General features: G+C 63.4%; 26 protein-coding genes. 7 read left to right on the top strand and 19 right to left on the bottom strand.

Annotated features, from left to right (window positions below; translation table 11 throughout):
- Positions 1–108: 108 nt before the first annotated feature.
- From PCS43_RS10570 to PCS43_RS10545, 6 genes are all read right to left on the bottom strand, one after another.
- The gene (locus tag PCS43_RS10570) at positions 109–1,605 is read right to left on the bottom strand and encodes an amino acid permease (RefSeq protein WP_209908153.1); all 1,497 of its coding nucleotides are present in this window, start codon (positions 1,603–1,605) and stop codon (positions 109–111) included.
- 86 nt (positions 1,606–1,691) lie between these two features.
- Entirely contained in the window at positions 1,692–2,651 is a 960-nt protein-coding gene (locus PCS43_RS10565) for a cation diffusion facilitator family transporter (RefSeq protein WP_042450115.1), read from the bottom strand.
- Between the two features lie 8 nt (positions 2,652–2,659).
- Entirely contained in the window at positions 2,660–3,892 is a 1,233-nt protein-coding gene (gene manA, locus PCS43_RS10560; RefSeq protein WP_047271699.1) for a mannose-6-phosphate isomerase, class I, read from the bottom strand.
- Positions 3,893–4,987 (bottom strand): hypothetical protein, encoded by a 1,095-nt coding sequence (locus PCS43_RS10555; protein WP_030535017.1) that lies wholly within the window; start codon positions 4,985–4,987, stop codon positions 3,893–3,895.
- A gap of 163 nt (positions 4,988–5,150) precedes the next feature.
- On the bottom strand, positions 5,151–6,524 hold the full coding sequence (locus tag PCS43_RS10550; protein ID WP_003941022.1) for a phosphomannomutase/phosphoglucomutase: 1,374 nt from the start codon (positions 6,522–6,524) through the stop codon (positions 5,151–5,153).
- A 127-nt stretch (positions 6,525–6,651) separates the two neighbouring features.
- Positions 6,652–7,038, bottom strand: a complete 387-nt coding sequence (locus PCS43_RS10545; RefSeq protein WP_007731177.1) for a DUF3499 domain-containing protein — start codon at positions 7,036–7,038, stop codon at positions 6,652–6,654.
- 79 nt (positions 7,039–7,117) lie between these two features.
- On the opposite strand from PCS43_RS10545, the gene PCS43_RS10540 reads away from it, so the two are divergent.
- Complete coding sequence (locus tag PCS43_RS10540) at positions 7,118–7,606, top strand: metallopeptidase family protein (protein WP_003940797.1); 489 nt, start codon at positions 7,118–7,120, stop codon at positions 7,604–7,606.
- A gap of 155 nt (positions 7,607–7,761) precedes the next feature.
- Here PCS43_RS10540 and PCS43_RS10535 read toward each other — a convergent pair whose 3' ends face one another.
- A complete protein-coding gene (locus PCS43_RS10535; RefSeq protein ID WP_020907098.1) occupies positions 7,762–8,040 on the bottom strand; it encodes a WhiB family transcriptional regulator in 279 nt (92 codons plus the stop codon).
- Positions 8,041–8,420: 380 nt separating this feature from the next.
- Between PCS43_RS10535 and cofD the strand changes: the two genes are divergently transcribed.
- From cofD to PCS43_RS10520, 3 genes are read left to right on the top strand one after another with little or no spacing between them, the layout of a single operon-like run.
- Positions 8,421–9,413, top strand: coding sequence for a 2-phospho-L-lactate transferase (gene cofD, locus PCS43_RS10530; protein ID WP_003940958.1), 993 nt, complete (start codon positions 8,421–8,423; stop codon positions 9,411–9,413).
- Positions 9,410–10,795 carry a coenzyme F420-0:L-glutamate ligase gene (locus PCS43_RS10525; protein WP_209908151.1) on the top strand — a complete coding sequence of 462 codons (1,386 nt, stop codon included), beginning with the start codon at positions 9,410–9,412 and terminating at the stop codon, positions 10,793–10,795. Before cofD ends, PCS43_RS10525 begins: the two co-directional genes overlap by 4 nt.
- Positions 10,796–10,800: 5 nt before the next feature.
- Positions 10,801–11,361, top strand: a complete 561-nt coding sequence (locus tag PCS43_RS10520; protein WP_003940680.1) for an NUDIX hydrolase — start codon at positions 10,801–10,803, stop codon at positions 11,359–11,361.
- Here PCS43_RS10520 and PCS43_RS10515 read toward each other — a convergent pair.
- From PCS43_RS10515 to rfbD, 4 genes are read right to left on the bottom strand one after another with little or no spacing between them, the layout of a single operon-like run.
- Positions 11,352–12,122 carry an SGNH/GDSL hydrolase family protein gene (locus tag PCS43_RS10515; protein WP_003940765.1) on the bottom strand — a complete coding sequence of 257 codons (771 nt, stop codon included), beginning with the start codon at positions 12,120–12,122 and terminating at the stop codon, positions 11,352–11,354. The two genes, PCS43_RS10520 and PCS43_RS10515, sit on opposite strands and share 10 nt — an antisense overlap.
- 32 nt (positions 12,123–12,154) lie before the next feature.
- Entirely contained in the window at positions 12,155–13,237 is a 1,083-nt protein-coding gene (locus PCS43_RS10510; RefSeq protein WP_054187632.1) for a sugar phosphate nucleotidyltransferase, read from the bottom strand.
- Positions 13,234–14,148, bottom strand: a complete 915-nt coding sequence (locus tag PCS43_RS10505) for a glycosyltransferase family 2 protein (RefSeq protein WP_003940999.1) — start codon at positions 14,146–14,148, stop codon at positions 13,234–13,236. Before PCS43_RS10505 ends, PCS43_RS10510 begins: the two co-directional genes overlap by 4 nt.
- A 43-nt stretch (positions 14,149–14,191) precedes the next feature.
- Positions 14,192–15,031 carry a dTDP-4-dehydrorhamnose reductase gene (rfbD, locus tag PCS43_RS10500; RefSeq protein WP_209908149.1) on the bottom strand — a complete coding sequence of 280 codons (840 nt, stop codon included), beginning with the start codon at positions 15,029–15,031 and terminating at the stop codon, positions 14,192–14,194.
- Positions 15,032–15,097: 66 nt separating this feature from the next.
- On the opposite strand from rfbD, the gene PCS43_RS10495 reads away from it, so the two are divergent.
- The gene (locus PCS43_RS10495; RefSeq protein WP_270923028.1) at positions 15,098–16,630 is read left to right on the top strand and encodes an LCP family protein; all 1,533 of its coding nucleotides are present in this window, start codon (positions 15,098–15,100) and stop codon (positions 16,628–16,630) included.
- A gap of 38 nt (positions 16,631–16,668) precedes the next feature.
- On the top strand, positions 16,669–17,388 hold the full coding sequence (locus PCS43_RS10490; RefSeq protein ID WP_209908147.1) for a TIGR03089 family protein: 720 nt from the start codon (positions 16,669–16,671) through the stop codon (positions 17,386–17,388).
- A 3-nt stretch (positions 17,389–17,391) separates the two neighbouring features.
- On the opposite strand, the gene PCS43_RS10485 is transcribed toward PCS43_RS10490, so the two are convergent.
- From PCS43_RS10485 to PCS43_RS10455, 7 genes are all read right to left on the bottom strand, one after another.
- Positions 17,392–19,842, bottom strand: a complete 2,451-nt coding sequence (locus PCS43_RS10485; protein ID WP_192712546.1) for an ABC transporter permease — start codon at positions 19,840–19,842, stop codon at positions 17,392–17,394.
- Entirely contained in the window at positions 19,839–20,636 is a 798-nt protein-coding gene (locus PCS43_RS10480; protein WP_007731166.1) for an ABC transporter ATP-binding protein, read from the bottom strand. The genes PCS43_RS10485 and PCS43_RS10480 overlap by 4 nt, the downstream gene beginning before the upstream one ends.
- A 134-nt stretch (positions 20,637–20,770) precedes the next feature.
- Positions 20,771–21,463, bottom strand: coding sequence for a response regulator (locus PCS43_RS10475; RefSeq protein ID WP_003940960.1), 693 nt, complete (start codon positions 21,461–21,463; stop codon positions 20,771–20,773).
- Positions 21,464–21,498: 35 nt separating this feature from the next.
- Entirely contained in the window at positions 21,499–22,686 is a 1,188-nt protein-coding gene (locus PCS43_RS10470; RefSeq protein WP_030535022.1) for a sensor histidine kinase, read from the bottom strand.
- A gap of 35 nt (positions 22,687–22,721) precedes the next feature.
- On the bottom strand, positions 22,722–23,099 hold the full coding sequence (locus PCS43_RS10465) for a hypothetical protein (protein ID WP_209908146.1): 378 nt from the start codon (positions 23,097–23,099) through the stop codon (positions 22,722–22,724).
- A 7-nt stretch (positions 23,100–23,106) separates the two neighbouring features.
- Complete coding sequence (gene purE / locus PCS43_RS10460; protein ID WP_039973205.1) at positions 23,107–23,619, bottom strand: 5-(carboxyamino)imidazole ribonucleotide mutase; 513 nt, start codon at positions 23,617–23,619, stop codon at positions 23,107–23,109.
- Entirely contained in the window at positions 23,603–24,802 is a 1,200-nt protein-coding gene (locus PCS43_RS10455; RefSeq protein WP_245361607.1) for a 5-(carboxyamino)imidazole ribonucleotide synthase, read from the bottom strand. Before PCS43_RS10455 ends, purE begins: the two co-directional genes overlap by 17 nt.
- A 191-nt stretch (positions 24,803–24,993) precedes the next feature.
- Here PCS43_RS10455 and PCS43_RS10450 point away from each other — a divergent pair, with 191 nt between their 5' ends.
- The gene (locus PCS43_RS10450; protein ID WP_209908144.1) at positions 24,994–25,593 is read left to right on the top strand and encodes a GtrA family protein; all 600 of its coding nucleotides are present in this window, start codon (positions 24,994–24,996) and stop codon (positions 25,591–25,593) included.
- 26 nt (positions 25,594–25,619) lie between these two features.
- Here PCS43_RS10450 and PCS43_RS10445 read toward each other — a convergent pair whose 3' ends face one another.
- Entirely contained in the window at positions 25,620–26,942 is a 1,323-nt protein-coding gene (locus tag PCS43_RS10445; protein ID WP_007731154.1) for a sensor histidine kinase, read from the bottom strand.
- Positions 26,943–26,966 lie beyond the last annotated feature (24 nt).

Genomic DNA, 26,966 nt, shown 5'->3' with positions numbered 1-26,966 from the left:
CTACCTCCTCGATTCGGACCGACCCGAAAACTGTGAGTCAGTTCACTATGAGGTAGACAGTACTACTGATTTTGTACAAGTGATAGACAAATCATAAACTTTGTACATCTACTCGATTTCGCCGCGTTCACGCTTCCCGATCATCGAATGCTGCCTGCTGTAGGCAAAATAGATGACAACGCCGAGGGCCATCCAGACCACGAACCTCATCCAGGTCTCCACCGACAGGTTGAACATCAGCCACAGACACGCGAGGACGGCCAGAATCGGGACCAGCGGGACCAGCGGCACCCTGAATCCGCGAGGTAGGTCGGGACGCGTCCGACGGAGCACGAGAACCCCGATCGAGACGAGAACAAAAGCGAACAGTGTGCCGATGTTGACCATTTCCTCGAGGGTGCCGATCGGAAAAACGCCGGCGAGCACCGCGACCACGACGCCGACCAAGATCGTGATCCGCACAGGGGTTCCGTGCTTGCCGGTCGGTGCCAGGCGTCGTGGCATCAGACCGTCGCGTGCCATCGCGAAGAGCACCCTGGTCTGCCCGAGCATCAGCACCATCACCACTGTCGTGAGACCGGCCAAAGCGCCGAACGAGATGACGTTTTTCGCCCACGTGATGTCGTGGAAAGCGAATGCCGTTGCCAGGTTGGAGGTATCGCCCTCGAGTTCGGTGTATTTCACCATCCCGGTCAGCACCAGTGTCACCGCCACGTACAGAACCGTGACGATCAGGAGAGAACCCAGGATGCCGCGTGGCAGCGCCTTCTGCGGCTCCTTCGCCTCCTCCGCCGTCGTGGCGACGACGTCGAAGCCGATGAACGCGAAGAACACCAGACTGGCTGCCGCGAGCAATCCGTACCACCCGAACGTGCTGCCACCGGCCCCGGTCACGTACGAGAACAACGACTGGTGGATGCCCTCTCCCGTCGAGCCCGGCTCCGACGGCGGAATGTACGGCGAGTAGTTGTCGGTGTCGATGTAGAACAGACCGACGATGATCACCAGCAACACCACCGCGACCTTGATCGCCGTGATCACCAGTGACACCCTCGACGAGAGTTTTGTGCCGGTCGCGAGCAGGACCGTGATGACAGCGATCACCAGCACCGCACCCCAGTCGAAGGATATCGGCCCCAACTCGACGATCGGGCTGCGTGAGCCCATCACTTCGCCGAGGTACAGCGACCAGCCTTTGGCGACCACCGAAGACGCCAAGGCGAATTCGAGGATGAGATCCCAGCCGATGATCCAGGCGACGAATTCGCCGAACGTCGCGTACGAGAACGTGTACGCGCTACCGGCAACCGGGACCGTCGACGCGAATTCGGCGTAACACAGCGCTGCCAGTCCGCAGGCGATGGCGGCAATGACGAACGCGAGCGAGACCGACGGCCCGGCGACATTTCCCGCCGTCCGAGCCGTGAGTGTGAAGATGCCCGCACCGATGACGACTGCGACACCGAACACCGTGAGATCCCACGAGTTCAGTTCTTTCCGGAGTTTGGTTTCCGGCTCGTCGGTGTCCTTGATGGACTGCTCGATCGATTTGGTTCGAAACAGCTTCGACCGTCCAGATCCGGCCTGCTCGTCCTTGACAGCCATTGCCGCCTCCTTGCTGGGGACCAGCAGGTCCCACCATGGGCAAGTAGAGAGATGGCATCAGCCTAAGCCCGCAGGCGCAGCTTTGTTCAGGGTTTGTCGGGGGCCTGTAGATCTGTTTCAGGGCGATCTCCTGCGCTGAGACGATCCAGGTCCGGCTCGAGGTAGATCACCCGCGCCGCAGGCACTGCAGCGCGCACGCGAGACTCGGCCTCGTCGATCGCCGTCGCCACGTCCGAGATCGTCGATCCGATCGGCACCGCAACCTTGGCAGCAACAAGGATCTCCTCGGGACCGAGGTACTGCGTCTTGCAATGAATGACGCGTTCGATACGAGTTCCGTCGACCAGGGCGTTGAGGATCAGTTCGGTCTCCACCGCCGTTGCGCCCTCACCGATCAGCAGCGACTGCATTTCGATGATCAGAATGATCGCGATGATGCCAAGCAGGACACCGATGCACAGAGTTCCGATGCCGTCGAAGACCGGATTTCCGGTCACCATCGTGAGGCCGACGCCGCCGAGTGCAAGGACGAGACCGATCAATGCGCCGGTGTCCTCGAGCAGCACAACCGGGAGTTCCGGGCTACGAGAGGTTCGGATGAAGTTCCACCACGACGCATTTCCCTTGAGCGGTCGTGATTCCTTCGCTGCGGTCCGGAAGCTGTAGCCCTCCAGACAAATCGCTATGACAAGAATCGCGATTGCCACGAAAGCCGAATTGAGTTCTTCCGGATGTTGAATCTTGTGAATACCCTCGTAAATCGCGAACAGCGAACCGAGGGTGAAGAGCACCAGTGCAACGACGAACGAATAGAAGTATCGGTTGCGCCCGTAGCCGAACGGGTGCAGTTGATCCGCGTCACGTTCTGCCTTCTTCTGCCCCAGGAGCAGCAAACCCTGATTGGACGTGTCGGCCACCGAGTGCACCGATTCGGCGAGCATCGACGACGATCCGGTGATCAAGAATCCGGCGAACTTGGCTACGGCAATTCCGGCATTGGCTCCGAGGGCCGCCAGAATTGCCTTCTTGCCACCATGAGCCGACACAATGTCTCCTAGTTTCCGACTACGGCACTGAAAACCTGCGCAGTCGGGGTCCGTGTGCTCAGGTGTATCGCGGGCTCGTCGGCAGCGATCCACGCCGCTCGGCCTCGATCGAGGTCGAGAGTGTCAGTGCCGCACGTCGCAGTGACCGCGCCGTCGGTGCAGATCAGAATCCGCGGGCCTGAAGCGTCGACGGCGATGTCCGTGGAATTCGCGTCGAACTCCAGACGCGTCAAACGAAATTCGGGCGCCGGCGTGACGTACTCGTATCTACCTGATCCTGACTGACCTGATCCTGATGACGGGGCCGGATCGAGCACTTCGATATCGGCCCCGACGAAGTCCAGAACCCTCAGCAATTCGGGCACGTCGACGTGCTTCGGTGTCAGCCCACCACGCAGCACGTTGTCGGAGTTGGCCATGATCTCGACCGCGAGTCCATGGAGATACGCGTGGAGATTGCCGGCAGCGAGAAACAGTCCTTGGCCGGGCTCGAGGGTGACGCGGTTGAGCAGCAGTGCCGCCAGAACACCGGCGTCGCCGGGGTACGCCTCGCTCAATTCCAGCGCGGTGCGGATCTCGGTCACGAATTCGGCGTCGTGGTGCGCGACGTAGGTGATGCACCCGGCAAGTACGGCAGGGAGCAAGGTCCCGAGCACCGTGGACGGCAGCGTGATCCATGTCGTGAACAACGCCCGCAGTCCGTCGGAATCGGGTTGGCCTTCGAGCAGACCGATGTACGGCTCCAACTCGTCGACGGCCAGAGCGCGCAGCAGTTTGACAGTCCGCGTCGGCTCGCGGAATCCGGCAAGCGCTTCGAATCTGCTCAGCGCGACAACGAGTTCGGGCTTGTGGCTGCCGTCCTTGTAGTTGCGAATCGGCGATTCCATGGGAACGCCGAGTGCGTTCTCACGACGAAAACCCTCGTCGGCTTGAACGGCGCTGGGGTGCGCTTGAAGCGACAGCGGTTCTTCCGCCGCAAGCAGCTTGAGCAGGAATGGGAGTCGCTCACCGAATGCCTCGAGGTTCTCACGGCCGAGTTCGCGTTCGGGTTCGCGGTGCAGGACCTCGAGCAACGACTCGCTTCCGGATTCGGTGATCACGCGCGCCGGGTCACCCGGGTGCGCGCCCAACCACAATTCCGCTTCGGGATGATTCGACGGAGTCGAAAGACCGCGTAGTTCGGCAATTGCCGTTCGCGAGCCCCACGCGTAAGAACGAAGTGCACCTTCGAGTTCACGCACTTACTTCGCACCGCCCGTCAACTGCACGTACGCCGCGGCCATGTCTACTCGAGACGCCAACACGAATACCTGCTCCATCTCCGATATGACCACGTTGGTCTGGTCTTCGTCTGCCGCAACCACCAGGTCGGCGTCAGCCAGTGCGTCCATCCGGCGCCTCGCCTCCCCGCGCGTGGATTCGGTCGCGAAGACGAACGCCCGCGCCGGCGGGGTCGGCAGCGCGCCGTCGAGTTGCGGATCGTGAAAGAAGGGGTCGTGGAACACCGAATCACGTGAAGCTGCGTCCGGCGCGAACAGTGCTCGCGCCGAACGAATTACCTCGGACATCTCGGCGGCAGCGGCGTTCAGGCCGGAGCTCATCAGCGCAACGCTCGAGAACTCTGCGAGTGCTGTTGTCACGGAACCACTTCCACACAGAACGACTCGCCGGCCGCTCATCCTGGTGGCCAACGACTTGGCCGGGTTGTGGAATACCTCGTTGGCCGGTCCGTCCCGCAGCGCCTCCGCATCAACTGCGTCGGCGATTCGACCGAGCACCGCCGAACGGTCCTCGATCGATCCCTTGCCCTCGATCTCGGCGGCAACCGCGAGGAAGACGGCGAGGAACCGCGTCATCGTGTGCCGGGGCGAAGCGTAGAGCCGCGGCGGCAAGGGCATGGTGCGCCCGGCCGCCACGGCTCGCATGGGCCCCTCGTCGGGAACGGCGACAACAACCTCGGCGCCGCGGCGTACGGCACTGTCAACGGATTCGACGAGGCGTGGATCACCGGCATCGTCACCGGCGACGACGATCACATCCAACGGCCCGGCCCACGACGGCGTCCGGTCGAGAACGAGGAGCGGGCAACCGACCGAATCTCCGACGAGAGCAAGCGCGATCCTGGCTCCGTGCCGGGCGCCACCCGCGCCGGCGATCAGTACGACGCTGCGCGGACGCAGACCGGCCAATCGGGAGATCACACCCTCACCGACGGCCGACGCGGTGGCCCGAATCTGTGCGCCGCCCATGGCTACAGACCGCAGTAGCCCTTCCGAATCGGCAGCTGACAAACCCTCGCTGTCGTCGAGGTCGAGAAGCGGCATCGGCGCTGTCATCTCACCGCACCCCCTTCTCCGTTAGCAGTTCCCGCACCATCCAGCATTCCAGCTCCACGCGGTCCGTGGTGGCAAAGCCCTCGTTCCCGAGGCCGTCGTTCCTGAGATAGTCCCCCAACTATCCCAGGGCTTCGGCTCACCGACAAACCGATCAGACTCGGATTCAAGCCCGGACGATCGCCAGAATTTCGTTCACCAATGCGTCGACATCGGCGGACGTGGGTGCTTCGACGTTGAGTCGCAGCAGTGGTTCGGTGTTGGACGCGCGCAAGTTGAACCAGGCATTTCCCTCGAGACTGACCGTGACACCGTCGAGGCGATCCACCGACTCGGTGCGGTCGGCAAATGCCGCCAGTACAGCGGCCGTACGATCTGCCGCGTCAGCCACGGTGGAGTTGATCTCGCCCGAGGCCGCGTAGCGGGTGTACTCCGCCATCAACTCGGAGAGCGGACGATCCTGCTCGCCCAGTGCGGCGAGTACGTGCAGCGCCGCGAGCATGCCGGAGTCGGCGCCCCAGAAGTCGCGGAAGTAGTAGTGAGCGGAGTGCTCGCCGCCGAACACCGCACCGGTCTCGGCCATCTCCTGCTTGATGAACGAGTGGCCGACTCGGGTACGAATAGCGACGCCGCCGAGTTCTTCGACCAGTTCGGGCACTGCCCGTGACGTGATCAGGTTGTGGATGATCGACGCGCCCGGTTCCTTCGCGAGTTCGCGCTTGGCGACAAGTGCCGTCACCGCGGACGGCGAGACCGGGTCGCCCTTCTCGTCTACGACGAAGCAACGGTCCGCGTCACCGTCGAACGCCAAGCCGATGTCCGCTCCGGTTTCGCGCACGTAGGCCTGCAGGTCGACGAGGTTGGCCGGATCGAGCGGATTGGCTTCGTGGTTGGGGAACGTGCCGTCGAGCTCGAAGTACAGCGGCAGGACGTCGAGGGGCATCGGCCCGAATACGGCCGGCGCGGTATGGCCACCCATACCGTTGCCTGCATCGACTGCGACCTTCAGCGGGCGCAACGCAGCCAGGTCGACCAATCCGCGGAGGTAGCTCGCGTATTCCTCGAGGACGTCCTTGGTGCTGGCGGTGCCTGCCGGTCCGTCGTACGCGGGAACACCCGAGACGACCTCGGCGGAGATGACTGCGAGGCCGGTGTCCTGACCGACCGGCTTGGCGCCGGCCCGACACATCTTGATGCCGTTGTACTTGGCGGGATTGTGGCTCGCCGTGAACATCGCGCCCGGGCAGTTCAGCAAACCGGATGCAAAGTAGAGCTCGTCGGTCGACGCCAATCCGATGTAGACGACGTCGAGCCCTTGAGCAAGCACGCCGTCACCGAAAGCCGAAGACAGTGTGGGCGACGATGCGCGCATGTCGTAGCCGATCACAACCGTCGTGGCGGCGCCGGCCTCGTCGCGGACCAGGCGGGCGAACGACGCACCGACGTCGCGGACAAAATCTTCGTCGATCTGCTCACCGACCACACCGCGTACGTCGTACGCCTTGATGATTGCAGCAACCGACTCGGCTGTTCGCCCCACTGAAAACTCTCCTTGTGCATGCACCCTCACAGACGGGAACATCCGGGCGCATGGCGTCCGGAGATTCGCAGTACTCGGGTGTGGAAGTACTCGGTCGAGCCTAGCGTCTACGGCGACGAATCTCGCGTCAGTTGGACGGGTCGGGCAGAACGCGTAGGTGTCCACGACGCCCTGTACGGGCAGTACTCGGAGCTGCGGGACGTATGTCCTCATCTGCATCGACGTTGGACTTGCTGCGATCTCCGAGACCAGCCTCACGTACAGCTTCAGCCAAAGCGGTCAGATCGTCTTCGTCGGGAGTACTCGACGCGAATCCGCCTTCGTGGCGGACGAGTTCCCACCCCTTGGGGGCGGTGATTCGAGAGCCGTGAGTGTCACACAAATCCCATGAATGGGGCTCGGCGACGGTTGCCAGCGGCCCGACAACCGCAGTGGAGTCCGAGTAGACATACGTAAGCGTCGCGACGGCGGGGTTCTTGCACCCGGGGCGGCAGCAGCGACGCAGAGATCTCACAGGTACGGAGCCTAGCCCTCCCCACGTCCGGAACCTACTCGGACACACCGAGCAGTTTCTCCTGTCGTAATCTGGCGCCATGCCACAAGCCCGCCGCCGACGCTCGGTCACCACTCGTTCCATCGAGCGACACGGCCGTGGCCTGCGCGGACCGCTACTTCCCCCGGAGGTGCCCGCCAGGCGTACCCGCGCGGAGAAGTTCGATCTCCTGGTGCTCGACGCCTTCTCTCCCGTCGACCTCGCATGGCACGACCGGCTGACGAAACTCGACATCGCAGTGGACGAAGTTCCGAAGATTCACGCGCACGATCCGGAGTCCGTCACATGGCCGCCGGAGGTCATCGCAGACGGCCCGGTTCCACTGTCACGACTGATTCCGGCCGGAATCGACCGTCACGGAAATACGACTCGCGCAAGAATTGTGCTGTTTCGCCGCCCATTGGAGCAGCGAGCGAAGGATCCGGAAGAACTCACGGATCTGGTGCACGACGTGTTGGTCCATCAAGTCGGCACGTATCTGGGCGTCGACCCACAGGTCATCGACCCCACGCTGCCCGACGAGGACTGACGCACTGTCAGACGAAAAAACTGATGTCACACGAAGAAGTAAATCCACACGAAGAACAAAACAGTCGTTGCTTGACCTGCAATTCCCCGTTGCAGGTCAGACTTTCGAAGACCGCCCGTCAGCCCCGACGCTGACAGAACCGATTCAGCAGCAGATCAGATGATCCCCCGCTTGAGTCGCCGACGCTCGCGCTCGGACAACCCTCCCCAGATTCCGAACCGTTCGTCGTTCGCGAGCGCGTACTCGAGGCACTCGTCACGAACTTCACAACCGAGGCAGATCCGTTTTGCTTCCCTCGTCGATCCTCCCTTTTCAGGAAAGAACGCTTCGGGATCGGTCTGCGCGCAGAGAGCACGCTCCTGCCACTGATCCTCGATGGTGTCGAACAATTCTTCGAAGCCGGTGACGAGACTCAGCACTGGCCGAGTACTCATACCGTCGAACTCACTGCTGCAGGCACCTTCTGCTGCGCCTGCTCGGGAATCGGTCTGCGGTTCGTCGCTTACTGTCATTGCGAGAGAACTGATCTCGACATTTTCATTGGGCATCGTTCCGCCTCCTCACCTGTAATAGCGCAGAATTTTCACTCCATCTTCAACCCCACCCCGTCGACCGTTCGAAACTGTGTTCGAAACCGGCCCCGCTGCAAGTGAACTCACAAGTAGCGGTTGGAATGACACATTTGAGATTACACACGTCCAGCGTGTCGCGGTCAAGCTAAACGAGATGAATCCATTAGTATTCCGGCCCTCAATTGACGGGACCTTCTGCCCGCCAGACACGACGACGCGCCGACCGCCTAGGCTCTGTTGTCGTGAACGTGACTGTATTGGTTGGCGGCGTCGGCGGGGCCCGTTTCCTTCAAGGTGTTCAAAACGCGCTCGGAATCGCCGGTGGTGAATCCCTCGAGAAATACGAAGGCCCACATCGCATCACGGCCGTCGTCAACGTCGGGGACGACGTGTGGATGCACGGTCTGCGCATCTGCCCCGATCTGGACACTTGTATGTACACACTCGGCGGCGGCATCGACACCGAACGCGGGTGGGGGCACGCCGGCGAAACCTGGAATGCGAAAGAAGAACTCGCCGCGTACGGCGCGAAGCCGGACTGGTTCGGCCTCGGAGATCGCGATATCGCAACGCATTTGATTCGCAGCCAGATGCTCCGCACGGGATATCCGTTGTCCGCGATCACCGAAGCGTTGTGCAATCGCTGGAACCCCGGTGTCGCACTGCTTCCCGTGAGCGACGACCGCAGCGAAACACACGTCGTGATCACCGATCCGGAAGACGGTGAGCAGAAGGCGATTCATTTCCAGGAGTGGTGGGTACGCCATCGGGCACAGGTGGAAACGCACAGCTTCGCTCACGTCGGCGCCGAGCAGGCCAAGCCCGCGCCAGGGGTGGTCGAGGCGATCGACGGTGCCGACATCGTGCTGATCGCACCGTCCAATCCCGTCGTGAGCGTCGGCGCAATCCTCGCGGTGCCCGGCATTCGCGGTGCCCTGCGAACAACCGCGGCCAAGGTTGTCGGCCTCTCCCCCGTCATCGGCGGAAAACCGTTGCGCGGCATGGCTGACGAGTGCCTCGAGGTGATCGGGGTCGAGACGACTTCGGAGGCGATCGGTCGCCACTACGGAGCTCGTTCGATCAACGGCATTCTCGACGGCTGGCTCGTCGACGAAGGTGACACGGCCGACATCGACGGGGTGGACGTGCGAAGCATCCCACTTTTGATGACGTCCCCCGAAGAGACCGCGAAAATGGTTCGCACGGCTTTCGAGATCGCCGGAGTCGAACTGTGACCGAGCCCGGAACCGAAGCAAGCCGCGACAGAAATCACTCTCCCGGTGATCACTCCCCCGGCGCCGCAATCGAAGTCATTCCCGTGCTCGGGCTTCCCGAGTTCCGGCCCGGAGACGACTTGGCCACCGCTGTCGTCGACGCGACGCCGTGGCTCGAGAGCGGCGACGTCGTTGTCGTCACGAGCAAGGTGTTCTCCAAAGTCGAGGGTCGCATCGTTTCCTCACCGACCGATCCGGAAGAGCGCGACGCGGCACGACGCCTCCTGGTGGATCAGGAAGCCGTCCGCGTCGTGGCACGCAAGGGCCGCACTCTGATCACCGAGAACAAACTCGGAATCGTGCAGGCCGCATCGGGCATCGACGGCTCCAACGTCGACGGTGCCGAATTGGCGCTGCTCCCCGTGGATCCGGATGCGAGCGCTGCGGGTCTGCGCGCCCGAATTCTCGAGAGCACGGGCAAGTCCGTCGCCGTCGTCGTCACCGACACGATGGGTCGTGCGTGGCGCAACGGGCAGACCGACGCCGCAATCGGTTCCTCCGGCATTCCGGTCCTGCACGGCTACCTCGGAGCACAGGACAGTCAGGGCAACGATCTGATCGTCACCGAGATCGCGATCGCGGACGAAATCGCCGCTGCGGGCGACTTGGTCAAGGGAAAGCTGGGCGGCGTTCCCGTCGCCGTCGTTCGTGGGCTTCGGTTCGAGGACGACGGTTCGAGTGGCCAGGATCTGATTCGCCGCGGCCCGGACGATCTGTTCTGGCTGGGCACCGAGGAAGCTACGGCGATGGGCCGTGGCCAGGCGCTGCTGTTGCGTCGATCGGTCCGACAGTTCGCAAGTGATCCCGTCGACGCGGAGATCATTCGCAGCTCGATCGCCGAGGCACTCACCGCTCCCGCACCGCACCACACGAGACCGGTTCGATTCGTGTGGCTACGCACGGAGTCGGTCCGCACGGCTCTTCTCGAGCAGATGCGCGAGAAGTGGGCCGCCGATCTTCGCGCCGACGGTCGCAGTGACGAATCCGTCGAGGCCCGGGTTGCCCGCGGAAACATCCTGTTCGACGCCCCCGAGGTCGTCATTCCCTTCTGCGTGCCCGATGGCGCACACAGTTATCCGGATGCCGGACGAACCGCGGCGGAGTCGACGATGTTCACGGTCGCCGCCGGCGCGGCAGTGCAGGGACTGCTGGTCTCGTTGGCCACCCGCGGCGTGGGAAGCTGCTGGATCGGATCGACGATCTTCGCCGCCGATCTCGTACGCAAACAACTCGATCTCCCGGCGGATTGGCAGCCACTCGGTGCCATCGCAATCGGGCACCCCCTCGAACCACTGACTCCGCGCTCTGTCTCCGCCCCCGGGGACGCGTTGGTGGAGCTGTAGGTCCCATGTCAGCCGAATCGCTGCACGCCTCCGCCAAGGGCGTCCTGGAGGGCTGGGAGACGTCCTCCGAAGCGGACGAATCATTGCGGCACACGATGCTCGCGTTCCTCGATTCGGCTCCGGACGGCTGCCTTCGTCGCCACGCACCGGGACACATCACCGCGTCGTCTCTCGTTCTCGACGAGAGTGGCTGCCACGTCTTGCTGACCCTGCATCCCAAGGTGGGCAGGTGGATTCAGCTCGGCGGCCACTGTGAGCCCGACGACGAGACGGTGGTAGATGCGGCATTGCGGGAAGCTCGCGAGGAGTCCGGAATTCACGACGTTCGGATAGACGCGGACCTACTCTCCGCCCACACGCATCCGATCACGTGCTCACTCGGAGTACCGACTCGCCATCTCGATCTACGGTTTCTTGTTGTGGCGCCGGACAATTCACACATCGTCCGCAGCGCAGAGTCCACCGACCTCAGATGGTGGCCGGTGGACGCGCTCCCACCTACAGCGGAACGCGAGACCATCGACCACCTGGTCGCGCTCGCCCGTCAGCGCAAGAATCAGGACTGAATCGGAGAAAGCTGGGGCTGCTTGGCGCTCACGCCGTCGCCCGACGATGTTCCCTTCACGCGCCGAGCTACCCACGGCACCAAGAACTCTCGCGCCCATTGACGATCCTCGCGACGAGTTTCGGCTTTCGTGAGAACCGGCGCAGGCCCGAGATCGGGCGGGGTCAATCCGTGTTCGACACCAAGCACGTCGAGCACACGCGTCGCCATGTTCTCGTGCCCGGAGGGCGACATGTGGAGGCGATCCCAGTCCCACATCCGAAGGTCCTGATATTCGGAGAATCGCCAGAAGTCGACGAGGGTCGCGTCGTGGCGGTCGGCCACCTCGCGAACAAGCTCGTTGTAGATCGCCAGACGTCCGCGGAGCTTGCCGAAGAAGGCGGACCATCCGGTGTCGTACGCGGTGAACATCAGAACCCGAGCGCCGGATGCAGTGAGCTGACCGATTGCCGAATCGTAGCGGGCGACCATCGCATCGATGTCGAGCTTCGGACGCATCATGTCGTTTCCGCCGGCGTAGATGGTCACCAGATCGGGCTTCAACGCCAGAGCGGGTTCCAACTGCTCGTCGATGATCGGTCCGAGTAGGCGACCACGAATCGCCAGGTTGGCGTAGCGGAAGTCGGGATTGTTCACCGCCAGCTGCTCGGCCACTCGGTCTGCCCACCCGCGCAGACCATTGGGGAATCGTTCGTCGGCGTCGCCGACGCCCTCGGTGAACGAGTCACCGAGGGCAACGTAACGGCTCGGAAGAGAAGTCATACCCGCCAGTATTCCAGTAGGTCAGCTAACGATCACACATCTGTGCTGAAGCGCACGCCACCGTCCGGCAGCGTCACCCCCGGCCACACGCGTGCGCCGCGCAACAATTCACACCGCGCACCGATGTCCGCGCCGTCTCCGATGACAGCGTCGCGGACCAGCGCTCGGGGTCCGATACGGACGCCGAATCCGAGGATCGATCGTTCGACCACCGCGCCGGCTTCCACAACGGCGCCGTCGAAGAGAATTGCACCGTCGAGGCGAGCGCCTGCACCAACTTCTGCGCCTCGACCGACAACCGTGCCGCCGATCAGGACAGCGCCCGGCGCGATTCCGGCTCCGGGGTGAACCAGCGACTCGCCGCGCGGACCTTCGAGAGCCGGCGAAGGTGCGATACCTCGCACCAGGTCGGCGGAACCGCGAACGAAGTCCTCGGGGGTTCCCATGTCACGCCAGTACGACGAGTCGACGTGGCCGAACACCCGCTTGCCCTCGGCCAGGAGATTCGGGAACACCTCGCGCTCGACCGATACCGGTCGTCCTTCGGGGATCTGTTCGATGATCTCGCGCTTGAAGACGTAGCAGCCGGCGTTGATCTGATCCGTCGGCGGATCCTGGGTCTTCTCCAGGAATGCCGAGACTCGTCCGTCCTCGTCGGTCGGAACACAACCGAATGCTCGCGGGTCTCCCACACGAACCAGATGCAGGGTCACGTCGGCGTCCGTCTTCTCGTGGGTATCGAGAATGCCGTTCAGATCGGTGCCACCGAGCACGTCGCCGTTGAACACCATGACGTTGTCACCGCGCAACTTCGGCAGAACGTTGCGGATTCCGCCACCGGTGCCCAGCGGTTCGGTCTCGAAGACGTAGTCGATCTCGAGGCCCATCTTGGAGCCGTCGCCGAAGTAGTCCTCGAATACCTCTGCCTTGAAGGACGTTCCGAGCACGACGTGCTTGATTCCGGCTGCCTCGATGCGGGCGAGCAGGTGCGTCAGGAACGGCAGGCCGGCGGTCGGAAGCATCGGCTTGGGTGCCGACAGCGTCAGCGGACGCAGCCGAGTGCCCTTGCCGCCTACCAGGATTACGGCGTCGGTCGGATTCGGATCGGACATCATTTTCCCCCGTGGTTCGAAACTGATGGGTTGTCGGTCGAGTTGTCGGTGCGAGCGCGCTCGCGAACTGCAGAAGCTACGGCGATCTTGGATCGCACCGCGAGGCCACCGCGCAAGGCAAGTCGTAGCGGAGCCTGCCACCAGTGCGGATGGCGATCAGCCTGGAACTGGTACGCACTGCGATGATGGGCAGGCAACATCAGTTCCGGATGACGTCCTGCCGCATGGCCTTTGGCATGGGTGACGACGGCCGAGGGGACGAATACGTTGAGCCACCCGGCTTTTCCGAGGCGGTCACCGAAGTCCACGTCCTCCATGTACATGAAGTAACGAGAGTCGAAACCTGAGATGGTGTCGAAGGCGTCGCGTCGCACCAGCAGGCACGACCCGGAAAGCCACCCCACTGCACGCTCGGTGACGGCCTCGTTCTCCTGACGGTAACGAGCAGTCCACGGGTTCTTCGGCCATACGGTACCGAGCAACGCGTGCCCGACGCCCGAGGTGATGTCGGGCACCGTTCGCGCCGACGGATAGACACTGCCGTCCGGTTCGAGGACCTTCGGCCCCAGTGCACCGGCCCTTGGCCACCGATTTGCCGCAGCCACCAATTCGTCGAGTGAACCGGGTGCCCATTGGACGTCCGGGTTGGAAATCACGACGAATTCGATCGACGAATCGATCTCCGCTACAGCCCGATTTATCGCTCCCCCGTACCCGATGTTTCCGCCGGTTCGAAGCAGACGGACATGCTCGTACTTGGCATCGGCGGCCTCGGGGGCACCATCGGTCGACCCATTGTCGGCCATGATGACCTGGGGTTTTTCTGTCGTCGCCACAGCGAGCGTGCTCAAGAAATTCTCGAGATGCTCGCCTGGCGAGTAGGTCACCGTTACCACGGCCAGCTTGGGACTCACGCCGGTCAGCCTAGCCGTCCGCGGCCACTGTCCCGAACAATGCTCACGCCAGAGCGGCGTGCAGAGCCTCTCGCCACGGACGCAGCGGCGTCATTCCCGCGGTAACCCACGCGCGCTCGGACAAGACCGAATATGCCGGGCGCGGGGCAGGGCGTACGAACTCCGCACTACTGCACGGGCGCACCCGAGCAGGGTCTGCTCCGATCTCCTCGAAAACAGCTCGCGCCAACTCGTACCAACTTGCTTGCCCGCCGTTCGTCACGTGGAATGTCGACGCACCCGTGAAGTCCAGCAGCACGAGTTCGACGATGCCGCCGGCCAGATCGACGCTGTACGTGGGTGACCCGATCTGGTCGTCCACGACGTTCACGAATTCGCGTTCGGCTTCGAGCCTTCTCATCGTGGCGACAAAATCCGTGCCGACACCGGAATACACCCACGCGGTGCGGACAACGGCCGCGTCAGCCCCCGACTCTCGAACAGCGATCTCGCCGTCCAGTTTGGTTCGGCCGTAGACCGTCGCGGGACCGGTCGGTGCATCGACGTCGTATGGCGAGCTTGCATCGCCCGGAAAGACGTAGTCCGTCGAAACGTGGATCAACCGCGAACCCGCCCGCGCACAGGCTTGCGCGAGATTCCGCGGTCCGATCTCGTTGACCGCCCTCGCCGCCTCCTGGTCGGTCTCGGCAGCATCGACGGCCGTGTACGCAGCGCAGTTGATCAGCACCGAATCAGGCGAGACGAAGTCGTCGACCGCGCGGCTGTCGGTGATGTCGAGCTCGCGGGAACCGACGGCCGTCACAGTGTGACCCGCCGACGTTGCGAGAGCATCGATACGTGTTCCGAGCTGCCCTCGGGCGCCGGTGAGCAGGATATTCGTCACACGGTTGAGTCTGGCACGCCGCGTCGAGGTACCCGCGGCCGAGCATCGGACCAGTAACCTGAAGGGGTGTCCCACCAGCAACCGCAGCGCCGCGCGCGTCCACGACCTGCGCCGATTCGGACCAAGACGAGCCCGGCTCGCATAGCGGTCGCGGTGCTGTCCGTGCTCGTACTGCTGGTCACCGGGTTCGCGTGGCGGGGTGTGGACTCGTTGAGAAACAGCCTTGCCACTGCCAGCGGACTCGGCCTCGGTGGCGGCAAGGACGGCGCCATCGACATTCTGATGGTGGGAACGGACAGTCGAACGGACGCGCACGGCAACCCGCTCTCACAAAGCGAGCTCGACTCGTTGCGCGCAGGTGAGGAAGTTGCGTCCAATACCGACACCATCATCTTGATCCGCGTCCCCAACGACGGGAGTTCCGCGACCGCGATCTCGATTCCCCGCGACGCGTACGTCAACGTCCCGGGTATCGGTATGTCGAAGATCAACGCCGCGTTCGGTGCCACCAAGGAAACCGAACGGCTGAAGTTGGTCAACAACGGGTCGTCCGACAGCGACGCAGACAAGAAGTCGACGGAAGCCGGCCGGACCGCGCTCATCGGAGCGGTGGCGAATCTGACCGGCATCACCGTCGATCACTACGCCGAAGTCGGACTACTCGGATTCGTCCTGCTGACCAACGCAGTGGGCGGAGTCGACGTGTGCCTCAACGCGCCGGTAGACGAACCGATGTCCGGAGCCAATTTCGCGGCCGGGAAACAGACACTCGACGGCGCCGACGCGCTGAGCTTCGTGCGACAACGACACGACCTTCCTCGCGGCGACCTGGACCGGATCGTTCGCCAGCAGGTGTTCATGGCTTCTCTCGTCAGCAAGGTACTCAGCGCAAAAACCCTCAGTGACCCCGGCAAGCTCAGCCAGCTGACCTCGGCTGTCCAGCGTTCCGTCGTGATCGACGACGATTGGGACATCATCGAGTTCGCCAAGCAGTTGCAGAATCTGGCCGGCGGCAAGGTGCAATTCGAGACCATTCCCGTTCTCGACATCAACGGCATGACCGATTACGGCGAGTCCATCGTCAAGGTCGATCCCAAGGCCGTCAAGAAGTACATCGCCGGATTGGTCGGCGCCGACAGCGAGGACTCGGAGGAGACCTCCGAAGCACCGACCACGGTGAATGCGTCCTCGATCACGGTCGACGTCGCAAACGCCAGTGACATCGCAGGGTTGGCCAGCGGGGTTTCCGAAGCGTTGAGTGCCCTCGGATACAAGCAGGGTCAGGTCGGCAACAACACCGGCTCCGACGTCACCGAATCTACGGTGTTCGCAAAGTCCGCGGACGACGACGCACCACTCGCGGTGGCCGAGGCACTCGGCGGTCTGACGGTCAAGGCGGATTCGTCATTGTCCTCGGGCAAGGTTCGGGTTGTCATTGCCGAGGACTACAGCGGCCCGCAGTCCGCGGACGCGGTATCCCCGCCCGAAGGAGCGACAAGCACGACTGAATCGTCGAGCACCACCGAGACCAGCCCCACTCCCGCCCCTCCCGGCCCGCCGATCGACGCGGCCTCCAACGGCCCGCGCTGTGTCAACTGAAAAATTGTGTGAACTGAACCGCTGCGTAAGCTGATTACGTGCCTTCGCCTGTAGACAACCTGACCGACGCCCTCCTCGGACCGATCCTGGCTGCCGACCCGGCCGGCCCTCGCGTGACCTACTACGACGACGCCACCGGCGAGCGCATCGAATTGTCTGCGAGCACTCTGGCCAACTGGGCGGCAAAGACAGCGAACATGGTTCGCGACGAGTTCGCTCTCGAGCCCGGCGGCAAAGTTGCCGTGCTGCTTCCCGCGCACTGGCAGAGCGTCGCCGTCTTGCTGGGTGTGTGGTGGGCAGGCGGTGAGGTGGTCCTCTCCCCCGACGCCGACGCCGACGCCGAACTGGCTTTTGTCACTGCCGACCGACTGGACGATGTTGCGGACGTACCGGAAGTAGCCGCACTCTCCCTCGACGCGTTCGGCAAAGGTTTGAGCGATCTTCCGCTCGGCGTCGCCGACTACGCAACCTCCATCCGTGTGCACGGCGACCAGTTCCGTAGCGCCGGGGCCGGTTCGGCGCTGGAAGGCCGGTCCGTAGCGGACACGATCGACGCGGCACGGGCATCGGCGAAGAACGTCGAATTGGTGTCGACGGATCGTGTCCTCTCCAGTCGCACGTGGGACACGGCAGACGAATTGATCGACGGGCTTCTGGCAGTTCTCGCCGCGGGTGCCTCACTCGTGCAGGTGGCCCACCCGGACGCGGAAGCTACCGCGCGCCGAGTGGGCACCGAGAAGGTCACGAAACAGTTCTGAACGCTAGCTCGCGAGAGCTGTCACCGGTGACACCAGCCCCGCCCGCCTAGCGGGGAGCAGTGACGCGATCACACCGCAGATTCCGCCGATCAACACGATGGCTACCAACTGCACCCACGGCACTGCGCTGAGGGCGACGTCCTCGATCCCGAAAACCGATGCGGTACCGGCTACACCGAACACCATCCCGAACAGCACTCCGATCACCGATGCGACTCCTGCCACCAGCAGTGCTTCCCAGATCAACATGGCTCGAATTCCCTTCTTGGTCAGTCCGAGTGCGCGAAGCAGTCCGGATTCGCGGCGCCGTTCGAGAACGGACAGTGCCATGGTGTTTCCGACGCCGATCAAAGCGATCAACACCGCTACCGACAGCAATCCGGCAACCACCATGAGCATGGTGTCGAGGATCGAATCGAGAGCTGAACGCATCTCGGTCATGCCCTGAACATCGCTGCCCGGCGCTTCCTGGCGTGCCAGTTCCGTGATGCGGTCGGTGGCGGCCAAAGCCTGTTCGTCAGTATCCGTCCCCAGCCTTACCCAGTACGAATCGGTGGTCGGCGCGGTGGCCGCTGCACCGAGATCGCCTCGATCCAGTAGTGCTGGTTGACCTTTCACGCCCTCGACCACGCTGACGTTCACGACGCCGCGATCCCCACGCACCGTCGCCGTATCGCCCGCCGAGAGCTTGTATTCGGTCAGGTCAGCGGGCGAGAGCACCAACTGACCGGCCGCGGGTACCGAGATCTCGGTACGCAGAACATCTTTCACCCGAGCAGCGTCGACGCCGAATCCGGCCAACGAACCGCGCCCGTCGATCGTCAGTTCGGCCTTGTCCAGACCGCTCACCGCGCCGACACCGTTGACCGCGGCGATGTCTGTGCCCAACCCTGCGGGAAGCGGTGCCGAACCTGAACTGCTCACCATGACGTCGACGGGGAATTGACTGTCCATCGCCGCGGGTGCGGCTTCCTTGACCGTCGCGATTCCCACGACGAGCGTGCTCGTCAAGGCCACACCGATCAACAATGCGGTGGCTGTCGCCGAGGTGCGGCGTGGGTTCCTACCGGCGTTGCCTGCTGCCAGGCTTCCCACCGGACCGATCAGTCTCGCCAACACTCCGCCGGCCGCATTGATCAGTGCAGGCACGATTCGACCGGACAGCGCCGCGATCCCCAGGAACGAGAACAGTCCACCGGCGGTTGCGGCCGGCACCTGCTGATTCGTCACTCCCAGGACGGTCATCGCGATGCCCGCGAGCAGGGTCACGACGCCGAGAACCCGGCGCACCACCGATACCTGAACGCTCTCAGGCTTGGACTCCATCGGCTGCAGTGCTGCCAGCGGGGAGAGCCTCGTTGCCGCCCGCCCGGGCGCAGATGCAGCGAGCATCGTCATCACGATGCCGACGGCAAGACCGACGAGCACGGTCACCGGGGTGACGCTCAGTGACGAAAGAGGAACCGGCACATCTGCGGCCGTTGCTACGCGACCGATTGCCCAGGCAAGTCCGACACCGAGTCCGACGCCGATCACCGAGGCGATCACGCCGACCGCCGCGGCTTCACTGCGAATGCTCCGGCGAACCTGTTTGGCCGTGGCGCCGACGCATCGCAGCAACGCAAGTTCCTGAGTGCGCGCCGCGAGCAGCACGGCAAATGTATTGGCGATCACCAGCGCGGCAACAACAACGGCGATGGCGCCGAAGGCGAGCAACACCGTGCTGAGGATCTTGGTGCCGCCCATGTATTCGGCTGCGGCGTTGTCTGTGGCTTCTTCGCCGGTCAGCACGGTGGAGTCCGCGGGCAACGCGCTCGCGATCGAATCCACGAGTTGTTGCTGAGAGCGTGAACCGTCACCGGCGACACGGAACTCACGTTCGGCACTGTCACCGGCCCACGCGCTCACCTGCTCGGCGGTGGTGAATATCTTGATCCCGCCCAGTCGTTGCGCCGAACCGGAGAGGTCGACCAGTCCGACTACCTCCGCGGTGGGTGCGGCGGCACCGACCGTCGAATCCCGTGCCGTGACTGTGATTCGGGCACCGATCGGTATCCCGGAGTCCGCGCTCACCAACACCTGCCCCAGACCGGCCGGAATCGATCCCTCCGACACCTTCTCCCAACGCAATTCGGGATTGTCGGCAATCGAGAGCGCATCCCCGTAGGACGCGCCCTTTGCCTCGGAGTCGACACGAACATAGGTCGACACGTCGTCGGCCACCGCCGAGACGCCCGGCACCGCGCTCAGCAGTGCTTCTGTCACGCCTGGACCGGACGCGACGACATCTGTGGTTTCGTATTGCGTCGCAAGTGATTTGCTCACACTCGCGTCGACCGTCGAGCTCAAGGTCAAAGTCGCGACGATGTATCCGACGGCGATCACCACCGCGAGTATCGACGCCACATAGCGCCCGGCATGTGCCCGCGCCTGCGCAAAGGCCAGACCTCTCATCGCAGTGCACCCGAAACTGCAGGAACATCGGCCAGGTCGTCGGCACCGAGAGCTCGCATGGCACCGATCACCGAGTCGACGGTGGGATGGTCGATCTCTCCGGCAATACGCCCGTCCGCGATCAACACGACTCGATCCGCGTACGACGCCGCCACCGGATCGTGTGTCACCATCACGACCGTCTGACCGGTCTCCCGGACACTGGTGCGCAAGAGTCCCAGAACCTCTGTCCCGGAACGGGAATCCAGGTTGCCGGTAGGCTCGTCGGCAAAGATCACGTCGGGCTGGGGCAGTAATGCACGGGCGACAGCTACACGTTGCTGCTGACCGCCGGACAACTCGTGCGGCAGGTGGTCGAGGCGCTGCGACAGGCCCAGCTTTCCGATCACCTCGTCCATCCACTCGGACGAGGGTTCACTACCTGCCAGCTTCATCGGCAGCAGCATGTTCTCCCGAGCAGTGAGCACCGGTAGCAGGTTGAACGCTTGGAAGACGAATCCGATCCGCTCGCGTCGCAGTTCGGTGAGCTCCGTGTCGCCGAGTTTCGTGACTTCGGTGTCGCCCAGGAAAACCTGCCCACCCGAGACCGTGTCGAGTCCGGCCAGGCAGTGCATGAGCGTCGACTTTCCGGAGCCGGACGGGCCCATGATCGCGGTGAACCGCTCGCGACCGAAGTCCACGTCGACTCCGCCGAGCGCGTGAACCGTGGTCTCACCGGTGCCGTACACCTTGGTGACACCGCGGGCAGTGATCGCCGGCACTGCGGCTGGTTCCGTCGTGGTGTGCGCATGCATTTTTTGCCCTCCGTAAAGCTTCTCGCTATGACGGAATCGACGTTATTGCAGCGCAAGTGGTCTCCGCGTCGGAGTGCGGGGCGATCTTGGAGAGCCCGGTGTCATCCCGGGGTAGGACTGGACAGGGCGGCGTGTCAGCCCTCGGTGCCGAGGAGATCTGCGCGCCGGACAAGTCCGATCTGGAAGGCGAAGACGACTGCCTGTACACGATCACGAGAATGAGTCTTTGAAAGAACCCGTCCGACATGGGTTTTCACTGTCGTCTCGGAGACGTGGAATTTCGCAGCGATCTCCGAATTCGACAGCCCGTACGCCATGGCTTCGAGCACCTCGACCTCGCGCGGCGTCAACTCTTCGGGCAACTGCGCTTCGGGCGCCGAGCCTTCCAGAAGTGGCCCGACGTGCTGAAGCAGTCGCCGAGTGGCCCGGGCTTCGATCACCGCGTCCCCGCGGTGCACGGTGCGGATGGCGTCGAGCAACTGCTCCGGTGGCACGTCCTTGAGCAGGAAACCACTGGCGCCCGCCCGGATAGCCGACATCACGTACTCGTCGTTGTCGAAGGTGGTGAGCACCACGACCTTCGGCGCATCGGGGTCGGCCAGGAGCCGACGAGTCGCCTCGATGCCGTCCATCTTCGGCATCTGGACATCCATCAGAACGACGTCGACATGACGGGCGGCCAACTCGGTCAGCGCCTGCTGACCGTCCGAAGCCTCGACAACCACCGACAGATCCGGCTGTGAGTCGATGACCATTCGAAAACCTGCGCGGACCAGCTGCTGATCGTCGATCAGTGCCACTGCGATCGGAGCCACGTGTTCGTCCATGCCACTCACCTTAAGACCTTCGGACGTTTCAAGACCTACCCAGACGTTCGTTCGTACGGCAAGACGGCCCGGACGCTGTATCCGCCGCCTGATTTCGGTCCGGCGGTCACTTTGCCTCCGTGCAGCTTGGCTCGCTCGGCCATTCCGATCAGTCCCTGTCCGCCTGGTGACGATTCGACCAGCGCGGCGCTGCCGCCTCGTCCGTCGTCGGTGATACCGAGAACGAGTTCGGTTTCAGCCCATGTCATCTCGACGCTCGCCTGTGCTCCAGGCCCCGCATGTTTGAGAACGTTCGTCAGCGATTCCTGCACGATGCGATACGCCGTCAACCCCGCACCCGCAGAGAGTTCGCGTGGTTCCCCGGTCACGCTGACGGCGATGTCGAGTCCGCTGCTGCGTAACTCGTGGAAGAGACTGTCGATGTCGCCGGCGCCCGGGATCACCGAGAAATCACGGGGCGTGTCCTCACGCAGGACGGACAGCAGCGATCGCATGTCGGTCAACGCTTGGCGGCCGGTGGAGGCAATTGTTTCGAGTGCCTGAATTGCAGCCTGAGGATCCTTGGCCGCGCTGTAGCGTCCACCGTCGGCCTGAGCGATGACAACGGTCAACGAATGCGCGACGATGTCGTGCATCTCGCGCGCAATCCTCGAGCGTTCGCTGATCGTCGCGATTTCCGCTTCCTGCGCACGCTCGAGTTCGAGCAACCGTGCGCGCTCGGTCAGACCTTCCAATTGTTTGGTACGAACTCGACGCAAATCACCGAACGCCCAGACCGCGAGCATGAAGATCATGACGGCCACGGACTGCATGACCTGCGAGGACACCGGGATTCCGTCGTAGCCGAAGTATCGAACAGTCCCGGCAATCGAGCCGAGCAACGCGAGCACCAGCCCGGTGAGTGAACTCCACCGAGCACCATAGGCGGCCAGCGCGTACAGGGAGATGGGGACGACAACGGCCGATGCGAGCAGTGTGTTGCCGATGAAGATCACGTGTAGAACTGCGAACCCTGCGATCACCATGCCGGAGAGTTCGGGGCGCGAGCGTCGCCACGCCAACGGAACGGTCATACCCAGCGAGATGAACACCGCCAGCGGACTCGCCTCGACCGCCACGACAACGCTGAACAGTGCGGCAACCGTCGCAATGCAGATGTCCACACCGCGAGCATGTTCCGCGCTCCAGCGGACGAAGCGTTCACTAGTCGGAAAACGAGCCATGCCGCCAAGAGTAGCTTTTACTGACGAGCTTTCACTCAGGTGCGGTAACCGCCGTCTTCGAGACCGGCCTCGATTTCGAAGCGGTTGCGCGGCCCGCGATGACGCAGTTCCTCACGCAGGTACAACAACCCGAATATGATTCCGTACCTGGCCCATTGGTCTGCATGAACGGCCTCGTGACGAAGGACGGATCGAGTCGTGTTCCGCCGCGTGAGATATACACCACCGAGAGTTGTTCCGCCTCTGGCGAACCCGCAGCGCAGTCCGGAGGCGACAAAGATTCCGAACTCGTCGTCGAAGCGGATGTCCGCGCCGAGAATCCTGGCGTACAGCAGGGCGACGCGGGTGACGAACGCGGACTGCGCGCTGCCCCGACTCGCTCGGATCAGCGGCAGCCAGCGTCGTGCACACACGAGAAGATCAGCCCAGCAGTTTTTCGCGGAGCGCCTTGTCCTTGTCGAGCACCATCGACTCGAGGCTCTCCTGGAACGCCACCATCCGCTGCTGCAGTGCGGGATCCGAAGCACCGAGAATCCGAGCAGCCAGCAGACCGGCGTTGCGAGCGCCACCGATCGAGACCGTCGCCACCGGGACGCCGGCCGGCATCTGGACGATCGAAAGCAGCGAATCCATACCGTCGAGGTACTTGAGCGGCACCGGAACACCGATGACGGGCAACGGCGTGGCCGAGGCAACCATGCCCGGAAGATGCGCGGCGCCACCGGCACCGGCGATGATGACCTTGATTCCGCGGCCGGAAGCTTCCTTGGCGTAGTCGAGCATCCGCTGAGGCGTGCGGTGCGCCGAGACGACACCGACCTCGAAGCGGATACCGAACTCGGCCAAAGCTTCGGCTGCAGCTTCCATGGTCGGCCAATCCGAATCGCTGCCCATGATCAGGCCGACCTGCGCGCTCTCACTCACCGTGTACATCCCATCCGTCGGTCCAAACTGCGTACGAAAGCCAATGTGCTGCACGCTCGGCGCGTTCCCGAACTGCGGCAACGTAATTCGGATCGTCGATGGATCCGGCGCCGCCCACGATGTTGACGTGTCCGATCTTGCGATCCTTGCGCTCACCCTTGCCGTACAGGTGGATCTTCGCGTCAGGCATCCGCGCGAACAGGTGATGGACGCGCTCGTCCATCGTCATCTCGGGAGCTTCCGGCGCACCGAGAACGTTTGCCATCACCGTTACCGGCGCGATCGGCGAGGTGTCGCCGAGCGGGTAGTCGAGAACTGCACGCAGATGCTGTTCGAACTGAGAGGTGCGTGCGCCGTCCATCGTCCAGTGACCGGAGTTGTGCGGGCGCATGGCCAGCTCGTTGACCACGAGAGTGCCGTCAGTCGTCTCGAAGAGTTCGACGGCCATCGAGCCGACAACACCGAGCTCGGATGCGATGCGCAACGCCAATTGTTCGGCTTCCTCGGCAACGGCACTCGAAAGGGCGGGAGCAGGTGCGATCACGACGGCGCACTGGCCGTTGCGCTGAACGGTCTCTACGACCGGCCACGTAGCGCCCTGGCCGAACGGCGACCGCGCGACCATGGCGGACAGTTCCCGACGCATCGAGACCATTTCCTCGACGATCAGCGGAACACCCTTGTCCAGCTGCTCGGTGACAATGGCTTCTGCTTCGTCCTGATCGTCGGTGATCCAGACTCCGCGGCCGTCGTAGCCTCCGCGAGTTGCCTTGATGACAAGCGGCCAACCGTGTTGGGCACCGAAACGCACGACGTCTTCTGCCCACGTCACTTCGGCGTACGCAGGTACGGGCGCGCCCAGTTCGGCAAGTTTGCGACGCATCAGAAGTTTGTCCTGAGCGAAGATCAGAGCCTGCGGCGGCGGCTGAACGTTCACGCCTTCGGCAACAAGAACCTCGAGGTGCTCGGTCGGCACGTGCTCGTGGTCGAACGTCAACGCGTTGGAACCGACCGCTGCGCGTCGAAGAGCGTCGAGGTCGGTGTGGCTGCCGAGCACGACGTCGGGGCTGACCTGAGCTGCCGGCTCGTCCGAAGTCCCGGAGAGCACTCGGAGCGTCTGGCCCAGGGCCACCGCAGCCTGGTGAGTCATCCTGGCCAACTGTCCGCCACCGATCATGGTGACGACGGGCATGGATGCTTTTGCCGGTCGAGGGGTGGTCGGGCGGGCGGGGATCTGCGCGGGATCGTTGTTGCCGGTCACGGCTCTCTATGTTGTCATGTGCCGCGTTCGCCCGTTCATTCAGCGTTCCCAATCTGTGATTCTGCTGATGAATCCGCGGCAAATTGGTGGTAACGCGGTTTCGTTTCGTAAACTCATCTGTTGTGCCATTTGTCGACGGGGTCATTGCCCGCGTACCTCAACCGTTTCGTGACATCGCTCTGCGTCACAGCGAGCTGATCAAATTCGCGATCGTCGGCGGAACGACCTTCCTCATCGACTCGGGCATCTTCTACACACTCAAGCTGTCGATCCTCGAATCCAAGCCGATCACGGCCAAGATCATCGCCGGCGTCGTCGCGGTGATCGCGTCGTACATTCTCAACCGCGAGTGGTCGTTCAAGAACCGTGGTGGCCGTGAACCAGCGCACGAAGCTGCGCTGTTCTTCATCATCAGCGCCATCGGTGTCGTCATCAGCTTCATCCCGCTGTACATCTCCAGTTACGTCTTCAACCTGCGCGTACCCGAAGTCAGCCTGGCGACGGAGAACATCGCCGACTTCATCAGTGCATATGTCATCGGCAACCTGCTGCAGATGGCGTTCCGATTCTGGGCCTTCCGCAAGTTCGTGTTTCCCGACGAGAATCCGGAACCGCTCGAGCTGTCCGACACCACAGGATTGTCCGAAACCACAGCGTTATCCGAAACCACGGCGCCTGACCCGGTAATTCCTGATGCCGAAGAGGAGCTCGGGCACTCCTGAGTTTTCCGTCTGCGCCGACCTTTCGGTCAGCGCGGTTCGCGGTGCGGAACGACGTCCGCGGTCGGCGCCGTGTTGGCCACCGGCAGGAAGACGGCGAACAAGGCAGGCTTACGCCTCTGCAGTTCCAGGCGGCCCCCGTCGGCTTCGATCAGTGCACGTGCGAGCGCCAACCCGACGCCGGTGGACCCCGCCCCCGAAAATCCTCTGTCGAAGATGTGCGGCGCCAGATCGTTCTCCACACCGGAGCCTTCGTCGGTGACCTCGACGCACACCATCGAGTCACGGCGAGACGAACTGCGACCCGTACCGTCGATCAATCGCACCGACACCGTGCACGTGCCTTCACCGTGTTCGAACGAATTGTCGACCAGAACGGAAACAGCTTCACGCAGACGCGAACCTGTGGTCGCAGCCATCACCGTGCGATCGCCGCGTAGGCGCAGCCTGCGTCCCTCTCCGTCGAACTGAGCCTGCCAGTCGCGAGTCACCTGTTCCAGCTCGCCGACTACCGACACCAGACTCGCCGATGACCCACTGGTGCGCGACGAGCGAATCAGGTCGTCGATTCCGTCGGTGAGCCTGTCCACTTGCGCCATGGCTTCCTCGGCCTCGTTCACGACGTCAGGATCTTCGTGAACGGACAACTCGTCCAGGCGCAGCCGCACTGCAGTCAGTCGACTGCGCAGTTGATGCGAGACGTCCGCAACCAGCGCGCGCTCTCGTTGCAGCCGCACCGAAATCTCCACGGTTGCCGCATCGAGGACGTCGGACACGCGGTCGAGTTCGGGGATGTCGTGCCGACGAGGATCCGGCCGGAAGTCGCCTTCGGCGAGGCGCGCCGCCCGGTCGGCCACATCCTGCAGCGGATCGGCAAGCCGACGCGCAGTGACCACAGCAACCACGGTGCCTGCCGTGATGGACAGAAGCACGAGCACGCCGACAGCCATCACCGCCTGTTTCTGCTGGGTGCGCAGGTTCTCCGACGGCACCTCGAGGCGCAACGAGCCGGACGTTCCCATCGCGAGCGATTCGACGAGTGCGTTCTTGACCGTCGCCTCACCGACGTCGACGCGTGCAGCGCCGTCGACGACGGTCGGATACACGACGACGAGGCGCCCGTCGTTCGGGGTGAGAACCTTGAGCGAATCTGTGTTCAACGCACCTTCGACGAGTCCGTTCGTCCCCTCTTGCGCGATGACCTCAGCGGCCATCCGGTCGAGGCGCACCCGGAGATCACTTCGCGTCACGTCCTCCACCCAGAGCCACGCCGTGTAGATCAGCGGAACCCCCAGCAGCAACGCCGTCATGATCACGACAGCGAGAATCGACTGCAATATGCGACGCCGCATGCCGGCAGTTCCTGATTCTCGAGA

The organism is Rhodococcus sp. C-2, from assembly GCF_027854095.1.
Classification (GTDB): Bacteria; Actinomycetota; Actinomycetes; order Mycobacteriales; family Mycobacteriaceae; genus Rhodococcus_F; species Rhodococcus_F qingshengii.
Note: the sequence above shows the minus strand (reverse complement) of the source record. Positions and strands in the feature narration are given on the sequence as shown.

Bases quoted from the DNA above. Each gene is read 5' to 3' on its own strand.
- PCS43_RS10570 (WP_209908153.1), bottom strand. From the start codon at position 1,605: ATGGCTGTCAAGGACGAGCAGGCCGGATCTGGACGGTCGAAGCTGTTT.
- PCS43_RS10555 (WP_030535017.1), bottom strand. From the start codon at position 4,987: ATGACAGCGCCGATGCCGCTTCTCGACCTCGACGACAGCGAGGGTTTG.
- PCS43_RS10540 (WP_003940797.1), top strand. From the start codon at position 7,118: ATGCCACAAGCCCGCCGCCGACGCTCGGTCACCACTCGTTCCATCGAG.
- PCS43_RS10535 (WP_020907098.1), bottom strand. From the start codon at position 8,040: ATGAGTACTCGGCCAGTGCTGAGTCTCGTCACCGGCTTCGAAGAATTG.
- PCS43_RS10520 (WP_003940680.1), top strand. From the start codon at position 10,801: ATGTCAGCCGAATCGCTGCACGCCTCCGCCAAGGGCGTCCTGGAGGGC.
- PCS43_RS10515 (WP_003940765.1), bottom strand. From the start codon at position 12,122: ATGACTTCTCTTCCGAGCCGTTACGTTGCCCTCGGTGACTCGTTCACC.
- PCS43_RS10510 (WP_054187632.1), bottom strand. From the start codon at position 13,237: ATGATGTCCGATCCGAATCCGACCGACGCCGTAATCCTGGTAGGCGGC.
- PCS43_RS10485 (WP_192712546.1), bottom strand. From the start codon at position 19,842: ATGAGAGGTCTGGCCTTTGCGCAGGCGCGGGCACATGCCGGGCGCTAT.
- PCS43_RS10480 (WP_007731166.1), bottom strand. From the start codon at position 20,636: ATGCATGCGCACACCACGACGGAACCAGCCGCAGTGCCGGCGATCACT.
- PCS43_RS10475 (WP_003940960.1), bottom strand. From the start codon at position 21,463: ATGGACGAACACGTGGCTCCGATCGCAGTGGCACTGATCGACGATCAG.
- PCS43_RS10470 (WP_030535022.1), bottom strand. From the start codon at position 22,686: ATGGCTCGTTTTCCGACTAGTGAACGCTTCGTCCGCTGGAGCGCGGAA.
- purE (WP_039973205.1), bottom strand. From the start codon at position 23,619: ATGTACACGGTGAGTGAGAGCGCGCAGGTCGGCCTGATCATGGGCAGC.
- PCS43_RS10455 (WP_245361607.1), bottom strand. From the start codon at position 24,802: ATGCCCGTCGTCACCATGATCGGTGGCGGACAGTTGGCCAGGATGACT.
- PCS43_RS10445 (WP_007731154.1), bottom strand. From the start codon at position 26,942: ATGCGGCGTCGCATATTGCAGTCGATTCTCGCTGTCGTGATCATGACG.